Origin of the sequence: Gemmatimonas sp. (assembly GCF_027531815.1) — a bacterium.
Taxonomy (GTDB): domain Bacteria; phylum Gemmatimonadota; class Gemmatimonadetes; order Gemmatimonadales; family Gemmatimonadaceae; genus Gemmatimonas.
This window is the reverse complement of the sequence record NZ_JAPZSK010000004.1, coordinates 1-16,919: the sequence shown is the minus strand read 5'-3', so window position 1 is coordinate 16,919 and position 16,919 is coordinate 1. Positions and strand designations below refer to the sequence as shown.

Sequence of the window (16,919 nt, the reverse complement as noted above, 5' to 3'; positions counted from 1 at the left end):
CTCTGTGCCCTCACCCCCCTCGGTGCGCTCCGTGTTCACGCGTTTCCCTCCCCTCTCACGTCTCACGCCTCATGTCCACCGACCTCAGCTTCCGCGATCAGCTCATCGTCATCACCGGAGTGGGCCGTGAGGGGCAGGTCGGCGAAGCCGTCGCGCGCGGCTTCGCGCAGCGCGGCGCCTCGCTGGCACTCATCGACCTCAACGAGCAGGACCCGCAGCGCACCGCCACGCTCACGTCACTCGGCGCGGCGCACGTGAGCTCGCATACCGCCAACCTGGCCGATGCGGGTGACGCACAGCGCGTGGCGGCCGAGGTGTCGTGGGCGCACAAGGACACGCACGTGGGCCGCGTGCACGCCGTGGTGTGCGTGGCCGGCGGCTTCGGCATGACGGGCGCACTCGACGAAAGCGACCCCGAGGGGTGGGCGAAGCAGTTCACCATCAACCTCGAGACGGCGTTCGCCACCACGCGCGCTTTTCTGCCCAGTGTACGCGCGGCCAAGGGGAGCTTCGTGTACTTCGGCAGTGTGGCCGCCACGCCGGGCGGCAGCCCCAAGGGGATGGCGGCCTACGCCGCGGCCAAGAGCGGGGTGCTGAGTCTCATGCGCACCGTGGCGCTGGACGAAAAGGCGCATGGGGTGCGCGCGAATGCCGTGGCGCCCACGGCCATACGTACCGCCACCAACGTGGCCGACATGGGAGAGAAGGCCGACTACGTGGAGCGGGAGAGCGTGGCGGATGTGGTGGCGTTTCTGGCGAGCCCGTTGGCGCGGAACGTGTCGGGGCAGGTGCTGGTGCTCGCCTAGCGGCGAGCAGGAGGCGCGGAGGAGAGGAGGCGCGGGGAATGGCGGAGGGCACGGAGAGCTGCTAATTAAATATCTGTCGTTTTCTTAATTAGCGGATTGCGCTGATTACAGTTCGCAATTACCGTTCTCCGTTAATTAAGCAATCGTCGAAAGTTTAATTAGCGGAGGACTCGGATGCGGCGGGGAGCAACTGGCAGCTGGCGGACGGAAACGGCGTCCGGAGAACCGGTTCGGGCCTTTGTCCCGGCGCCGCTCCCACCGGAGCCACCGCTGCACATCGATGATGAGCTCAGAAATAGGCTTGATGACGCGCTATTGGCCTTAGGAAGGCTTGATAGTGTCACGATTCTGCTTCCAGATACCAAGCTCTTCCTCTATACGTATGTCCGCAAAGAGGCGGTCCTCTCCTCGCAGATCGAGGGGACGCAGTCATCGCTTTCGGACCTGCTGACCTTCGAAGCGGATGAGTCCCCGGGGGTGCCGCTCGATGACGTCACCGAGGTGTCGAACTACGTCGCGGCGCTGGAGTGGGGCATGGAGGAGGTTCGCCGCGGATTTCCGATTTCTGGCCGCCTGCTCCGGGGGATCCACGGTCATCTGCTCAACAGCGGGCGCGGTGCCGACAAGCTGCCCGGGGAATTCCGGCGATCGCAGAACTGGATAGGCGGCACACGGCCAGGAAATGCGGCCTTCGTTCCGCCGCCTCCGCACGAGATCGCGCCGTGCATGACCGCGCTGGAACGGTTCATCCACGACGACCCGGTGCGCACGTCGCCGGTACTCAAGGCGGCACTGGTGCACGTGCAGTTCGAAACCATCCACCCGTTCCTCGACGGCAACGGGCGTGTGGGGCGTCTGCTCATCACGCTCATGCTCTGTGCCGAGGGGGTGCTGAAGGATCCCATGCTGTACCTCTCCTTGTACTTCAAGGAGCACCGGGCGGAGTACTACGCGCATCTCACCGCCGTGCGGGAAACGGGGGACTGGGAAGCATGGATCGGGTTCTTTGCCGACGGCGTACGCGAAACAGCCGGCGCCGCCGTCGACACCGCACAACGACTCGTGTGTCTGTTTGCCCAGGACCGAGAGCGTGTCGCCTCGGGCGGACGCACGGCCAACTCCCTGCTGCGCGTGTTCGATGCGCTCCGCGAACGCCCCATCGCGAGCGCCCCCACCCTGGCAGCGCGGAGCGGGGTGAGCATGCCAACCGTGAACCGCATGCTCGAGCAGTTGCGCGGGCTCGGCATCGTCACCGAACTCACCGGCCGGAAGCGCGATCGCCTGTTCAGTTACGTCGAGTATGTCCGCATCCTCAGCGAAGGCACGACGCCGTTGTAGCTTGCGGAGCAGGCACCTCCACTCTCCCCTCCATGCACGCATTCCCCACCCTCCCCGCCATCCGCGCCGCCCGTCACCGGTTGGGTGACCGCGTCGAAACCACCTGCGTGCGTCGGTGGCGCGACGACCCGCTGCAGGCCCGCCTGGCGCCGGGCACCGACGTGTGGCTCAAGGAGGAGCTGTTCCAGCGCACGGGGAGCTTCAAGCCGCGCGGCGCACTCACCGTCATGATGAGCCTCACCCCCGAGCAGCTCGCGCGTGGCGTCACGGGGGTGTCGGCGGGCAATCACGCCATCTCGCTGGCCTACAGCGCGCGCCAACTGCACAGCACCGCCAAGGTGGTGATGCCGCGCACGGCCAACCCGTACCGCATCATGTTGTGCGAGGAGCTGGGCGCCGAGGTGGTGCTGGTGGACAACGTGCACGAGGCGTTCGAAACCGCGCGCGCGATCGAACGCGACGAAGGGCGCACCTTCGTGCACCCCTACGAAGGGCCGCTCACCGCGCTCGGTACGGCCACGGTGGGGATGGAATTCATCGAGCAAACCCGCGCCAACGGCATAGAGCTCGATGCCGTAGTGGTGGCCGCTGGCGGTGGTGGCCTCACGGGTGGCGTGGCGTGTGCGGTGAAACTCCTCGCGCCGGATACCAAGGTGTACGTGGTGGAACCGGAGGGGGCCGACACCATGCACCGCAGCTTCGCCGCCGGCGCCCCGCAATCCATCGACAAGGTGCGCACCATCGCCGACTCACTCGGCGCCCCGCGCTGTGAACCGTACTCGTTTGCGCTCAACCAGGCGTATGTGGACGACGTGGTGCTGGTGAGCGACGAGCAGATCCGCGATGCCATGCGGCTGCTCTACCGCAGCGCCAAGCTGGTCACCGAACCCGCCGGTGCGGCATCACTCGCTGCCGTGCTGGGGCCGCTGCGCGACCGACTCGCGGGCAAGCAGGTGGGCGTGGTGGTGTGCGGCGGCAATGTGGACGCGGCGAGCTTCTGCGGGTACCTCGCCGACTGATCGTTGGGAGCGTCGAGGCGGGTCGAACCGCTCGGGGGAGGCACGGAGGCGCGGAGACACGGAGCACTGGCAACCGTCGAGGTGCTAATTCAGCACGTTGCCCGGGGCTTGCCCGTGTATGGTTCGTGGCAGTTCTCCGTGCCCCCCGTGACTCCGTGCTCCCCGACAGGCTTTTCCCCCGCGCCTCCCTTTACTCCGCGCCTCCCCCCATGCGTAACGACCCCTGCCCCTGCGGCTCCGGCAAGAAGTTCAAGAAGTGCCACGGCGCCGCCATGCCCCCGGAGGTGGCCGCGCTCCCCACCGCGTCGCGCGCGGAGTGGCAGCGTGCCGAGCTGCTGCTGCAGCGGCAGAAGCGGGTGGGGCAGGATGTGCTCGACTGGGCCACCAAGAAGCTGGGCCCCGAATGGACCGACGCCGCGCTCGACGCCTGGGGGCTGAGCCCCGAGGAAGAGCCGAGTGACCTCGAGGCCGACATCTACACCGGGTGGGCGATGTTCTCGTACGTGCCCCCCACGCTCGGCCGTCCGATCGCCGCCGCCTGGCTCGACGACGCCGGCGCCCGCCGCCCCGACGATGAGCGTTCCCTCGTGACGGCCGGGTTGGCCATGACGCTGGGCATCTGGGAGGTGGAGACGGTCGAGGCGGGGGTGGGCGCCACCCTCACCGACCAGTTGACGGGACGCACCCTGTTCGTGCATGAGCCCGATCTCACGCACGCCATCGCGCCCGCGGAGTACATTTGCGCCTACGTGCTGGAAGACGGCGGTGTGCACGTGTTCAGCGGCCTGCACGAGGACACGCTCATCCCCAGCGATGCCAAGCCGTTCGTGGAGCAGTTGCGCGCCAACGCCGGCGGTGACGCCGGACTCGAGGCGCAGCGGCACGACCCGGTCTGGCAGGCGCGCACGGTTCGGCAGTGGCACCTGCTGGCCGAGTCGCTGTACGCCGATCAAGCCGCCGATGGTGACGAGATGGACCCCGACTCCCCTCCCGAGGACCCGTGATGAATCGACGCGATTTCGTTGCCACCGGCTCCACCCTCGCCGCCGCGGCGGCCCTGCCGCACACGCTCCACGCCCTCCCCTCCACGGCCCCCATGTCCGACTCGACCGGCGCCATGACCGACAGCTCCGCACGCGCCACGCGCAAAATCCTCATCGCCGGCGGCGGCTTCCGCACGAAGTTCATCGGCCTCATGGCGCAGCTCAGCGGCAAGGCGCGGCCGCGCATCCTGTATCTGCCCACTGCCAGCGCCGACAGCGAGCAGGGGATCATCAGCTTCTACCAGAGCTGCGCGCCGCTCAACGTGGAACCGTTCGTGCAGCGCAGCTTCATTGCCAGCACCTCACAGCTGCAGGACTGGGATGAAGTCCTGCTGAGCGCCGACGGCATCGTGGTGAGCGGCGGCAACACGCTCAATCAGCAGGCCATCTGGAAGGCGCAAGGGATCGACGTGATCCTGCGTCAGGCGTGGGACCGCGGCATCGTACTGGGCGGCGCCAGCGCGGGCTCGCTCTGCTGGTTCGACGAGGGCACCACCGACTCGCGCCCCAAGGTGCTCTCCATCGTGAAGTGCCTGGGCTTTCTCCCCGGCAGCCACTCGCCGCACTACGACGCCGAACCCGGGCGCCGGCCGCTCTACCAGAAGCTCATCGGCAACGGCGAGATGAAGCCGGGCTACGCCTGCGACAACGACGCGGGGCTGTACTTCGAGGAGACGACACTCAAGCGCGTCGTGTCGGCGCGCGCGGGCGCGAAGTGCTACTACGTGGACCGCGTGAACGGGCGCGCGACGGAAAAGGTGCTCGAGCCGGAACAGATTTGAGATGGGAGAGTTGAGGCGGAGCGGATGAGAGTTGAGCCTGGATGGCGGTGAGCATGAGGGTTCTCGCCGTGAGAGTTGAGGACGACGCTCCGAGCCAGCTCAACTGTCACCATCTCCAAATGAACTCCGGCTCTGACCGCGCATCCCGCGCCGCTCACTCCACGCGAGCACGCGCTGTCGTCAGTCCCCGCCGCACCCTGACGAGCACCCCGATCCGCCGCCGTCGCCACCGCTGCCGTCGCTCCCCCAGCTGTCGCCGCCACCGCCGCCGCTGAATCCGCCGCCAGAGAACTCGGGCATGTCGTGGTAGCCTGGGGTGTCCCCGTGTCCGTCGAAATGGAGATAGAGGGGCACGTCCCCGCCGTCGGCAACGTGGGTGGGGTGGGGCTCACGCGCGGCGTCCTTCTCACGCGGGAACTTCGGCGTCCCCCAAAACTCCGCCGGCGGGGGCACACGAAACTCCACCTCGTAGCGCGCCAGCGTGGCGTCGTACTGCTGGGCGTACACCGCCGTCTGCGCGTCGGAGGGCACGAGTTCGGGGTGATGATCGAACTCGCGCTGCAGGACATCGCGGCAGAATTCGCGATACGCCTTGGTGAACAGCACGTGCTCGTGCCACACGGTGTCGATCACCTTCGAGGGGGTCACGACCGTGTCGCCCGTCACGCCAAGAAACACGAACTTGCGGTACTCCTCGATGGCGCGCATGGCGAAGCGCGTGGACCACGCATGCTTGCGCGCGATCTTGCTGGCAAAGGCGCGCGTGGACGCGTCCCCGCCGCCGAACACCTTCGCGACATGGTTCCAGAGGTCGGGGGGGACGAGATTCGTGAAGTGGTAGGCGCGAAGGCGCAGCCAGAGCTCCTTTTTCATGGCGCCGAATGTGCGAGCGGAGCCGAATCCCGGGAAGGGCGCCCCGGCGCGACCGTGTGGAGGCGCGGCCCGGGGGGTGGCTGGCGCAAACGCCCTCTGGTCCGCCAAGTTGTGCGCGATGACTCTCGCCGCCCGCAGGCGTCCGGCCGTGCGGGGGGTGGTTCTCGATCGGTCGCTCGAGGAACTCCCCCTCTTCCGGCTCAGCGACAGTGCCGACGATGCGCCCGTCTCGTTCACCACCGAGAATGGCGGGCGGTGGCGTGTCATCCCCGCCCCCGGCGACCGGCTCCCCGGCACCTTCGATCAGGACGTGTACGTGGAGCTGCTGCACCGCTACCACGAGGGGGGATCGCCAGCTGATGGCGCCATCACCTTCACGCTGCACGCCTTCCTGCGCAGCATGGGGCGCCGCGCCGACGGGCGGACCTACGAACAGCTGCGCGCCGCGCTCACCCGCCTCGAGCGTACCACCCTCGAGAGCACCGAGGGCGCCTACTGGTCGGCGCCGTCGGGCACGGCCGACCTCAGCTTCACCGTGCTCAGCACCGTGAGCGTGCAGCGGCGGCGGGTGGCCGACCGCGAGCAGCTGCACCTGTTCGGCAACCTGGCCGCCGGCGAGCCCGGCGACGCCCGCGTCACGCTCTCGGCCACCCTGCGCGCCAACCTCGCCGCCCGGCACGTGGTGACCCTGTCGGCCAGCCGGTACCATGCGCTGTCGAGCCCGGTGGCGCGCCGGCTGTACCGCATTCTCGAGGTGGCCCGCGCCGACGGCCGCCTCTCGTGGCGCGTCTCGCTGGAGCGGCTGGCCGAGCAGATGCCCCTGACCCAGCGCTACCCCAGCCACCTCCAGCGGGTGCTGCAGCCGGCGCACGAGATGCTGCTGTCGGCCGGGCTGGTGCGCGACATCGCCATTCGGCAGTACGACCGGCAGTGGCACGTGGACTACGTGTTGGGATCGCGGCCGCGGGAAGAGGGATAGGCTGGGGCGTCGTGTCCGGTTGGTCGGATGGTCGGACGGTCGGACTGTCCGGATGTCGGAGGTCCGAGGTCGGATTGAATGCCCGATATCGGAGTCGGGACTGCTGTCGGAGGTCCGAGGTCGGAGGTGGTTTTCCCGGGTGCGTGAGGCCCCCGCCGACGGTGGGGGCGACAGACCGTGGAGGGCAGCCGCCGGCCCCAACCCCGACCGCGGTGCACTGGCCCCCGCACCTCCGACTTCCGATTTCCGACCCGGATCCGGATTCCGACCTCCGGCATCCAATCCGACATCGGGACATCGGACGGTCGGACTATCGGACGGTCCGGATGTCGGAGGTCGGATTACATGCGGGAGGTCGGAGTCCCGACTGTTGTCGGAGGTCCGAGGTCGGAAGTGGCTTTCCCGGGCGCGCGGGGCCCCGCTGGTGTAGGGTAGCCCCCGCACCTCCGACCTCCGATTTCCGACCCGGATCCGGATTCCGACCTCCGGCATCCAATCCGACATCGGACGGTCGGACTATCGGACGGTCCGGAGGGTCCGACCGTCCGATCCCCGATCTCCCGCGGAACGCCCGGGGTCCTGGCGCGTATGTCTTGCAGTACCTTTTCTGGTCCCCTTTTCGCGAGACCCGCATGACCCGTACCCGCAAGGCCGCACTGGCCAGCATCGTGCTCGTTCCCCTGCTCGCCTCGGGCTTCGCCCTGCAGGCGCGCTCCACGCGAGGCGGTGCCCAGCTCCTCGACCAGGTGCTGACCTTCGTGGCCCTGCGCTACGTGGACACGCTCGACGCCCAGCAGCTGTATGAGAAGGCTGCCCGGGGTCTCGTGAACGAGCTCAAGGATCCCTATACCGAGCTCTTCACCCCCAAGCAGCTCGAGGAGTTCTCGCGCAACACCAACGGTCGCTATGCCGGCATCGGCATGGAGATCGTGAAGGTGGGCGACTACGTCACGGTGAACAAAGTCTTCCCGGGCTCGCCGGCCGAGCAGGGCGGCGTGCTGGAAGGGGACAAGATTGCCGTGGTGGACACCACCAGCGCGCGCGGCTTCAACACGCAGCAGGTGCAGAACAAGCTGCTGGGGCCCATCGGCACGCCGGTCACCGTGCAGTTCCTGCGCGTGGGCGTGGCGCAGCCGGTCAAGCTGAGCTTCAAGCGTGCCGAGATCCACGTGCCCGCGGTGCGCTACAGCATGATGATCGACGAGCGCACCGGCTACATCCCGCTGGAGCGCTTCTCCGAGCAGACCACCGAGGACATCGCCAACGCGGTCATGGCGCTCAGCAAGCGCGGCGCGAAGGGGTTCATCATCGACCTGCGCGGCAACCCCGGGGGTATCCTCGAGGAAGCGTTCAGCATGTCCAACCTCTTCCTGCCGCGTGGCAAGGAGCTGCTCTCGGTGCGCGGCCGCGGCGAGTTCCAGAAGTTCGTGTCGCAGCAGGACCCGCTCGCTCCCGACGTGCCGCTCACGGTGCTGGTCGACGGCGGCTCGGCGTCGGCCTCGGAGATCGTCGCCGGCGCGCTGCAGGACTACGACCGCGCCCTCGTGCTGGGCACGACCAGCTTCGGCAAGGGGCTCGTGCAGAGCGTCTACAACCTCGACGGCGGCTACGCGCTCAAGATCACCACGGGCAAGTGGTACACGCCGAGTGGCCGCAGCATTCAGAAGGAGCGCAAGCTCAACGCCGACGGCCAGTTCCTTGAGGTGCTCCCCGACAGCATGGAGACCGACTCGGTGCGCAAGGCGCGCCCGGTGTTCAAGAGCGCGGCGGGACGCACGGTGTACGGCGGTGGCGCCATCACGCCGGACATCATCGTGCAGCCGGACACGCTGAGCACCGCCGAGCAGGCGCTGCGGCGCGCGCTGCTGCCGCACTACGCCAAGTACCAGGCGCACGCGGCGGCGGTGGCGGAGCTGCAGAAGGGGAAGGTGAAGCCCGACTTCGCGGTGGACCCGGCGTGGCGTGAGGAGGTGTACCGTCGCCTGCAGGCCGACACGGTGAAGATCGACAAGGCCGTGTGGGACGCCGGCGCCAACGACATCGACCGGTTCCTCGAGGATCGCGTGGCGAAGATTGCCTTCGGTGACACGCTCGTGCGCCGCCGCAACTTAAAGGACGACAACCAGCTGCGCCGCGCCATGGAGATCATGCGCAAGGGCACAACGCAGAAGGATCTGTTCACCGTGGCCGCGTCGGAGCCGGCGAGCAAGCCCGGGGTGGCGCGTCGCAACTGACCTGTGACCTGGGGTCAGAGCTGGGGTCAGAGCTGGGGTCAGAGCTGGGGTCAGAGCTGGGGTCAGAGCTGGGGTCAGAGCTGGGGTCAGAGCTGGGGTCAGAGCTGGGGTCAGAGCACAGCTCTGACCCCAACTGCTCAACTGCTCAACTGTTTTCCCCGCGCCTCCCCTCCACCGCGTCTCCCCTCCCCCCCCGCCTACCCTAGCGGCAGCCGGTCCCGGTACGTGCGCATGACCGGCAAGGTGGCCTCGGTGGTCAGGCGCAGCTCGTACTCCCCCGACCCCAGCTGCACCAGTTCGCGCACGCGGTCCAGCGGTACCACGAACGACCGGTGCACACGCACGAAGCGCCGCGCGTCCAGGCTCTTTTCGAGCTTCTGCATGGTCATGCGCACGAGATGCTGCTCGCGCCCCACGTGCAGCCGCACGTAGTTGCCATCCGCTTCGAACCAGTCGATCTCCTCCAGCTTCACGAAGCGCGTGCGACGCCCCACGGTCACGGCGAAGTGCGCCAGCGGGGCGGTCGCCTCGAGGCCGCCCCCTATGCTGCCGCCGGCCAGCCCGCGCACGAGACGCGCCAGCTCCGCGCGAACCTCCTCGTCGAATACCGATTGTGCCGGCGTGCGCGCCGCCACGGCTTCGAGCGCCCGTGTCACCGACTCCGCCAGCCGCTCGGCCCGCACGGGCTTGACCAGAAAGTCGGTGGCGCGCGCATCGAAGGCGCGCACCGCCGCGTCGGCATGGGCCGTGACGAACACCACGAAGGGACGCTGCTCCGGTGGCAGATCCTGCAGCAGCGCAAACCCGTCTTCCCCCGGCATACTCACGTCGAGGAAGAGCAGCGACGGTGTGAGCTGCGGCACCAGCGCGCGCGCCGTGGGCACGTCGGCCGCTTCCCCCACCACGTGGACCCGTGCGTCCTGCAACAACAGGCGCTTGAGCCGCTGCCGCGCGAGCGATTCGTCGTCCACCACCATCGTGCGTAACGGTGCCAATGCGGAAGTTGTCATGCCACCTCCAGCGGCAGCCGCAGCAGCACGCGGGCGCCGCCACCCGGCCGCTCACTGAGGACCGCCTCCGCCGCCTCACCGTACAGCGCCGCCAGCCGCTCACGCACGTTCCGCAGCCCCGTGCCGGTGCCGCGATGCGGAGATCCGGCAGGGCCCGGGCCGTCGTCATCCACCTGCACTTCCAATGCGCCGGGGTGCGCGCGCACCGTGACCTGCAGCAGCGACGCCCCCACCCGCCCTTCGATGCCATGCACCACCGCGTTCTCCACCAGCGGCTGCAGCAGCATGGGCGGCACACGCGCGGCGAGCGCCGACGCATCCACCGACCGCATCACCTGCAGCCGATCATCGAAACGCATCTGCTGCAGGGCGAGGTAGTCGTCCATGTGCTGCAGCTCCTCCGCCAGCGATACCGTGCGCTGCCGACCAGCGGCCAGTGTGGCCTGCAGCAACGACGACAGGTGCAGCAGCATGGTCTCGGCGCGCGTCGGATCCTGATGCACCAGCTCGGCCAGATTGTTCAGCGCATTGAACAGGAAGTGCGGCCGCAACTCGGCCGCCAGCGCCGACAGCTGCGCCTCGAGCGCCAGCCGCTGCAGCTCGGCGTTGCGCTGCTCCACGTCGCGCGCGTTGTGCAACCGACGCAGCACCAGGTACGCCAATGAGGCGCCGATGATCGTGCACGAGGCCCAGAAGAGCTGCTCGGGATAGCCGGGCAGCATGGCCTCGATCGCGGTCGGCGCCATGCCGAAGGCGTCACCGGCCCAGCGGGCCGCCACGGCCGACGTCCACGAGCTGACCGGCAGGATCACCAACGCCCCAACGACGCGCACGAGCAGGTTCCAAGGCCGCCGACCGCCCTCCAGCGGAAAGCGATCGTACCATGCGAAGAGCGGCACGGGTACCCACAGCAGCGCCACGAGATCCACCGCCGCCAGCCCGATCGCGTGCACCCAGGTGGCCCGCCCCGACTCCACGCCAAGGACGGTGGCAATCCATGCCACGGTGAGCAGTTCTCCAAATACGCCCACCCCCAGCAGCGACAGCAGTTCGCCGCGGGAGATGCGCGCGAGCACGCTCTGCCCGGGCGCGCGCGTGTTCGCGCCGCTCACCGCCGCCGACGACGACCGCCTGGTCACGCCGTTCACGCGAGCCGTTCGTGCGCGGGAGACACGGTCCGCCCGCGCGTGTCGGCGGGCGACGTTGGCACCCGGTGCCACCCACGGACCCGCGCGCGCGCGCCGTCGAGCAGGGCGTACACCACCGGAATGACGAGCAGCGTGAGGAACGTGCTGGTGATGGTGCCACCGATGACCGCCATGCCCAATGGCGCGCGGAACATGGCCCCCTCGCCACTGCCGATGGCCACCGGCACCATGCCCGCCACCAGCGCCACCGTGGTCATCACGATGGGCCGCAGGCGCGTTGCCCCCGACTCCACCAGCGCATCCCGCATCGTTTGGCCTCCCTCTCGCAGTTGCTTGGCATAGTCCAGCAGCAGAATGGCGTTCTTGGCCACGACGCCCGACAGCAGGATCACCCCGATCAGCGACATGATGTTGATGGTCATGCCGGCCATCCACAACGCCCCCACCACCCCCACCGCCGACAGCGGGAGCGACACGAGAATCGCGAGCGGCTCGATCCACGAATTGAACTGCAGCACCAGCACGAAGTACATCCCCACCACCGCCACCAGCAGCGCCAGGAGGATGTTGCCGAAGACTTCCTGCTGGTCTTCCACATCGCCGGCGTAGGCCACCGTGACACCCGCCGGCATCGTCATGCCCGCCAGCTCACGGTCGATGCCGGCCGACACGTCGCCCAACGGACGGCCCAGCACGTTCGCCGTCACGGTGACCGACGCCGCACCGTTGTCATGCTCGATGCGCGTGGGCGCCGTCGTCGCGGTAGCCGTCGCGACCTGCGCGAACGCCACCGCCTGCAGCGCCCCATCGGGACCGGGCACCTGCAGCGGCAGTCCGGCCAGGTCGGACGACTGCCGGCGCTGCGACTCGGGGAGACGCACGCGCACCTTGCGCAGGTCCCCCTCGCCGTCGATCCACCGCCCGGCCTCCACGCCGGCGAACGCGACCTGCATCGCCCCGGCCACCTCGGCCGGCGTGGTGCCCACGGTGGCCGAGAAGGCGCGATCGAGACGGATGTCCAGTGCGGGCGCACCCGGTCGACTGGAGAGCGTCACGTCCACGGCGCCCGGCACGCGACGCACCCGCGCGGCTACCTCCGCGGCGATCTGTGGCAGTGACCTCGCATCGGGGCCGCGCACCTGCAGCTGGATGGGCTTGAGGAAGCCATTGAGCCCCAGATCCATCACGGCGTAGGTGCCCCCGCCAAGCGCTGCCACCTCACCGCGCAGCGCCGTGGCCACTTCGCGCGCAGTACGGGTGCGCGCCGCACGCGGCACCAGCAGCACCATCACCTGCGCCTGCGATACATCACCGTCGCCAGCACCCACGGTGGTGTACACGGTGCGGACTTCAGGGAGTCGGCGTGCCATCGCCGCCGCCGCTTCGGCACGCGCGGTGGTGTACGGCAGCGCCGCCCCCGGCGGTGCCTCCACGAGAATGCCGATTTCACCCCGGTCATCTTCGGGGAGAAACTCGGCGCCCACCGCCCCCGTGGCCGGCAGCAGGACGGCCCCCACGAGCGATGCCGCCGCCACGCCCAGCGTGAGTGTCCGGTGCGAGAGCGCCCACGCGATCACGTCGCGATAGCGGGTGGCGAGGCTGTCGAACCACACGTTGAAGCGATGGAGCATGCGACTGAGCCACGAACGCTGCGCGATGGGCCGATGCGGATCGGGCCAATACGCCGACAGCATGGGATCGAGCGAGAAGCTCACGAACAGCGAGACGAGCACGGCGCACGCAATGGTGAGCGCGAACGGTTTGAAGTACTGCCCCGCCAACCCGTTCATAAAACCCACGGGCAGGAACACCACCACGATTGCCGCCGTGGTCGCGAGCACGGCGAGGCCGATCTCCTTCGTGCCTTCGCGAGACGCCGTCACGTGATCCTTCCCCATCTCCACGTGCCGCACGATGTTTTCGCGCACCACGATGGCGTCGTCGATGAGAATGCCGATGGCGAGCGACAGCCCCAGCAGCGACATGGTTTCGAGCTTGAAGCCGAACGCCCAGACCGCCATGAAGCTCGCCAGCACGGAGACCGGCAGCGCGAGTCCGGTGATGACCGTGGAGCGCCAGCTGTTGAGGAAGACGAACACGACGAGCACGGTAAGCGCCGCGCCCTCCAGCAACGTCTTTTGCACGTCCCACACGGCCAGCGCGGTGCGCTTCCCCGCGTCCTGCACGATACGCACGGTGCGTCCGGTCGGCAGCGTCCGCTCGACAGCGGCGAGACGCGTGCGCAGCCCTTCGGCCACGGTCGTGGCACTCACGCCACGTCGCTTGCGCACGTCGAGCGTCACGGCCGCCTGCCCGTCCACGCGGGCGATCGAGCGGGCCTCGGCCGGTGCGATGCGCACATCGGCCACGTCACGTACCCGCACGACGCGCCCGCCACTCGACAGCAGCGGCAAATCGGCGAAGGCCGCCGCGTCGTCGGGACGCCCCTGAAAGCGCAGCGTGGCCTCACGTGTGGCGTTCTCCACGCGGCCGATGGGCACCGAGACATTCTGCGCCTCGAGCGTGCGCGTGAGCTGCGCCAGCGAAATGCCGGTACCGCGCAACGCCTCCGGGTACACCTGTACCGACAGTTCGGGCACCGCGTCGCCGATCACGCGCACCTGCGCCACACCGGGCACCGCGCGCAGTTCGCGCGCCAGGCGACGCGCATCGGCGCCCAAGGTAAGCGCGTCACCGCTGCCACCCACGGCGAGACTCATGACCGGCAGGTCGGTTTCGCTGAACCGCTCCACCACCGGCTCTTCCACCTCGCGCGGCAAGTCGCCGCGCGCGGCGCTCACGGCGTCGCGAACCTCCTGCACCGCTTCGCTGGTAGGCTTGCTGAACACGAACTCGGCGAAGAGCAGCGCGAACCCGTCACCCGCCGTGCCCTTCAGCGTCTTGAGCCCACCCACACTGCGCACCTTGTCCTCTAGCGGCCGCAGCAGCTCCCGCTCCACCTGCGACGGTGTAGCGCCGGGATACGGCACCGTGACGGTCACCATGGGCGCCTGCACGTCGGGCCACTCGTCGGTCTCGAGGCTGCGCAGCGCCACGAGGCCCGCCAGTGCCAGCACCAGCATCGACACGATGGCGACAATGGGACGACGAATGGCGAGGTCGGAAATCCACATGGATCAGCGCCCCCCGGTCGCGATGCGTGACGGCGGCGGCACAGCAGCCTCGTCGGTCCACAGCGTCCCCTCGGCCCACGCACCTGCCGGAAAGCGGCGGCTGTCGTTGGGCACGTGAATGGTGATGCGCAGCTGTCGCGTCACCGGATCGAGCGATGGGGCCACCCGAACGATGCGCGCTACGACCGTCGCCTCGGGGTAACCGGCAACGCGCAGCGACACCCGATGCCCCGGACGGGCCCAATGCGCCTGAGCGATCGCTACGCCGGCGTCGAGTTCGAGCGTGCGCGGGTCGATGATGCTCACGAGTTCGTCCCCCACCTGCACCATGGACCCTGCCGTGGCCGTGCGTCGCTCCACGATCCCGTCGAACGGTGCGCGCACCGTAAGGCGCGCCACGTCGGCCGCCGCCGTCGCGCGTTGCGCCCGCGCGGCCTGCAACGACGCATCCGCCGCTTGCACACGGCTGTCCCAGTCTTCCATCTCGGCCAGACTCACCCCACCTACCGCCAGCAGCTGCGCCACGCGATCACGCTCGCGCTGGACCTGACGGAGCGCGGCCTCCTGCGCGACCGCCTGCGCCTCAGCGGCGGCCATGGCCGAACGCACCGCCGGCACATCGAGGGTGGCCAGCACCTGCCCCATCCCCACGCGTTCGCCGACCTTCACCGCCAGGGTACGAATCACGCCCGGCAATTCGGCACGCAGCAGTGCGCGCGCCTGCGGTTCGAGCGTGCCGCTGATCGTTGCCGCCGAGGCGGGATCGCCAGCGCGTTCGGCGACGCCAGACTGTGTATCCGGTATGGGCGTGGTATCGGAGGGTGCGACGGCGCTGACGGCGCTGTCGATCACCACGGCGGTACGCGCTCCCTGCGCGGTGGTCGGTGGCGCATTGCGGCACCCGCTCAACGGCACGAGGAGCAACGGAAGCGCGAGACGGCATGTGGCGCGAGTGGCACCATTTCTCGTGATCATGGATGATCCTCTCAGGGTTGAATCGGAGCGAGCGGCAGGCGATCGAGACGCGCGACGCGCGCTTCGATGACCGTGCGATCGCGTGCGGCTTGCGCCCGGGTGGCCATGGCGCGCTGCCACGCGACGCGCGCATCCTGCAGTTCGAGCAACGAGGCGCGGCCCACTTCGTGCCGGAGCTGCGCCACGCGCAGCGCCTTTTCCGCACTCACGCTACCGGCGACAGCCGCCTGCCACGCCACGCGACTCGCCGCGAGCTGTGCCTGCAGCTCGGTCTGCTCGAGTGCGTGCACACGCTCGGCGTCCCGCCGCTGGGCCTGTGCGAGGCGGTGATTGGCCGCCGCCGCTTCGATACGGGCGACGGAGCCGCCGGTGAGATCGAGCGGCAAGGTGAACGACACCCCCAGCACGGTGTTCTGATAGAAGGGTCCGCCCCATTCGCTGTTGCGCAGCGGATAAGCCAGTCGCTGATGGCTCAGGGTCACGTCGAGCGTCGGCAACAGGGCGCGCCACGCGGCGCGGTGTTGCGCAGCCGCCTGCTGTTCGCGCGCGTCGAATTCGCGCAGGGCGAGTCGGGCGCTGGATGCACCTGGGACCGACGTAGGGCTCGTGGGGTCGGTGGTGACCGCATCGCGGTCGGCCGACCACGGCTCGGCAGGCGAGTCGAGACGCAGGGGGAGGTGCGCGGGCAGCGCGAGCAGCTGACGCAAGGCGAGCTCGGCCACCTGCAATTGGCGATCCGCGTCGAGTTGCGCGGGGCGCACTGCCTGCACGTCGGCGTCCACGCGCCAGATCTCGTACTCCGCCGTGCGCCCCTGTGCCACCGCCTGCCGAGTCACGGCCAAAGTGCGTTCGGCCAGCGCCAACGCCGAATCGGCCACCTCGCGCAGGCGGCGGCTCAGCTGCACGTCGGCATAGCGGGTAATGACGTCGGCCTCGAGCGCCGTACGCACCTGCGACTCAGCGTAGGCGCTCGCCTGGGCACCGGCTTGCGCGGCCGCCACGCGCGCCGACGCCACGCCGCCGTCATACGGACGCACGCCCGCCGTGATGGCCGCGGTGCGGGTATTGGGAGCCGCGAAGACCCGCGAGAATGGATCCAGCTGATCGACGGGCGTGGGCGGAAGCCCCGCGCGGCGGGCGATCTCGACGAACTGGTTCTGCACCAGCCGTTGCGTACCGAACGACGCCGACACGACTGGCAGGAAGCGATTGCGCTGCTCGCTCAGCGCCTCACCACGGGCAGCGCGCGCCACCTCACGCAGCGCGCGTGCGGTCGCGAGCCGCGGTTCCTGCTGTGACACCCGAGCGAGCGCGTCGGCGAGGGTGAGCGAGAGCGAATCGGCTGCGGCCGTGGCCTGCCCGCGAAGGGGGGAGGCCATCAGCAACGTCAGAATGAGGCTTGGAAGAATTCGGCGGTTCATGCGGTCCGGTTGGGATGCCGCATGATCGGCGCAATGGCCGCAGGCGTTCAGCGGGCCGGTGACGACCGCGGCGAAAGATGGGATGGCAGGCGGCGGACCGCGGGATGGGAGGGTGGGCTCGCCGTCACGGGCGGCGAGGGAGGCGCGAAGGAGGGGA

At 69.2% G+C, this 16,919-nt stretch carries 13 protein-coding genes; 7 read left to right on the top strand and 6 right to left on the bottom strand.

Annotation, left to right across the window (positions count from 1 at the left end):
- The first annotated feature begins 71 nt into the window (after nucleotides 1–71).
- From O9271_RS03875 to O9271_RS03855, 5 genes are all read left to right on the top strand, one after another.
- Nucleotides 72–806, top strand: a complete 735-nt coding sequence (locus tag O9271_RS03875; protein WP_298266299.1) for an SDR family oxidoreductase — start codon at nucleotides 72–74, stop codon at nucleotides 804–806.
- A gap of 174 nt (nucleotides 807–980) precedes the next feature.
- Nucleotides 981–2,144, top strand: a complete 1,164-nt coding sequence (locus tag O9271_RS03870) for a Fic family protein (protein ID WP_298266298.1) — start codon at nucleotides 981–983, stop codon at nucleotides 2,142–2,144.
- A 32-nt stretch (nucleotides 2,145–2,176) separates the two neighbouring features.
- Nucleotides 2,177–3,163: a threonine/serine dehydratase gene (locus tag O9271_RS03865; protein WP_298266297.1), complete on the top strand. Its 987-nt coding sequence runs from the start codon at nucleotides 2,177–2,179 to the stop codon at nucleotides 3,161–3,163.
- 209 nt (nucleotides 3,164–3,372) lie between these two features.
- Nucleotides 3,373–4,167: a methionyl aminopeptidase gene (locus tag O9271_RS03860; protein ID WP_298266296.1), complete on the top strand. Its 795-nt coding sequence runs from the start codon at nucleotides 3,373–3,375 to the stop codon at nucleotides 4,165–4,167.
- The gene (locus O9271_RS03855; protein ID WP_298266295.1) at nucleotides 4,167–4,988 is read left to right on the top strand and encodes a peptidase E; all 822 of its coding nucleotides are present in this window, start codon (nucleotides 4,167–4,169) and stop codon (nucleotides 4,986–4,988) included. The genes O9271_RS03860 and O9271_RS03855 overlap by 1 nt, the downstream gene beginning before the upstream one ends.
- Before the next feature lie 180 nt (nucleotides 4,989–5,168).
- Here the strand turns inward: O9271_RS03855 and O9271_RS03850 are convergent, their stop codons facing one another.
- Nucleotides 5,169–5,861 (bottom strand): hypothetical protein, encoded by a 693-nt coding sequence (locus tag O9271_RS03850; protein WP_298266294.1) that lies wholly within the window; start codon nucleotides 5,859–5,861, stop codon nucleotides 5,169–5,171.
- Between the two features lie 118 nt (nucleotides 5,862–5,979).
- On the opposite strand from O9271_RS03850, the gene O9271_RS03845 reads away from it, so the two are divergent.
- Nucleotides 5,980–6,840 carry a replication initiator protein A gene (locus tag O9271_RS03845; RefSeq protein WP_298266293.1) on the top strand — a complete coding sequence of 287 codons (861 nt, stop codon included), beginning with the start codon at nucleotides 5,980–5,982 and terminating at the stop codon, nucleotides 6,838–6,840.
- Nucleotides 6,841–7,472: 632 nt separating this feature from the next.
- The gene (locus O9271_RS03840; RefSeq protein ID WP_298266292.1) at nucleotides 7,473–9,074 is read left to right on the top strand and encodes a S41 family peptidase; all 1,602 of its coding nucleotides are present in this window, start codon (nucleotides 7,473–7,475) and stop codon (nucleotides 9,072–9,074) included.
- Between the two features lie 197 nt (nucleotides 9,075–9,271).
- Here O9271_RS03840 and O9271_RS03835 read toward each other — a convergent pair whose 3' ends face one another.
- The 5 genes from O9271_RS03835 to O9271_RS03815 are packed head-to-tail and all read right to left on the bottom strand — an operon-like array spanning nucleotide 9,272 to nucleotide 16,720.
- A complete protein-coding gene (locus tag O9271_RS03835; RefSeq protein ID WP_298266291.1) occupies nucleotides 9,272–10,084 on the bottom strand; it encodes a LytTR family DNA-binding domain-containing protein in 813 nt (270 codons plus the stop codon).
- Complete coding sequence (locus tag O9271_RS03830; protein WP_298266290.1) at nucleotides 10,081–11,223, bottom strand: histidine kinase; 1,143 nt, start codon at nucleotides 11,221–11,223, stop codon at nucleotides 10,081–10,083. The genes O9271_RS03835 and O9271_RS03830 overlap by 4 nt, the downstream gene beginning before the upstream one ends.
- 5 nt (nucleotides 11,224–11,228) lie before the next feature.
- Nucleotides 11,229–14,366 carry an efflux RND transporter permease subunit gene (locus O9271_RS03825; RefSeq protein ID WP_298266289.1) on the bottom strand — a complete coding sequence of 1,046 codons (3,138 nt, stop codon included), beginning with the start codon at nucleotides 14,364–14,366 and terminating at the stop codon, nucleotides 11,229–11,231.
- 3 nt (nucleotides 14,367–14,369) lie between these two features.
- The gene (locus tag O9271_RS03820; RefSeq protein WP_298266288.1) at nucleotides 14,370–15,341 is read right to left on the bottom strand and encodes an efflux RND transporter periplasmic adaptor subunit; all 972 of its coding nucleotides are present in this window, start codon (nucleotides 15,339–15,341) and stop codon (nucleotides 14,370–14,372) included.
- 11 nt (nucleotides 15,342–15,352) lie between these two features.
- Nucleotides 15,353–16,720: a TolC family protein gene (locus O9271_RS03815; protein WP_298266287.1), complete on the bottom strand. Its 1,368-nt coding sequence runs from the start codon at nucleotides 16,718–16,720 to the stop codon at nucleotides 15,353–15,355.
- Between the last annotated feature and the right edge of the window lie 199 nt (nucleotides 16,721–16,919).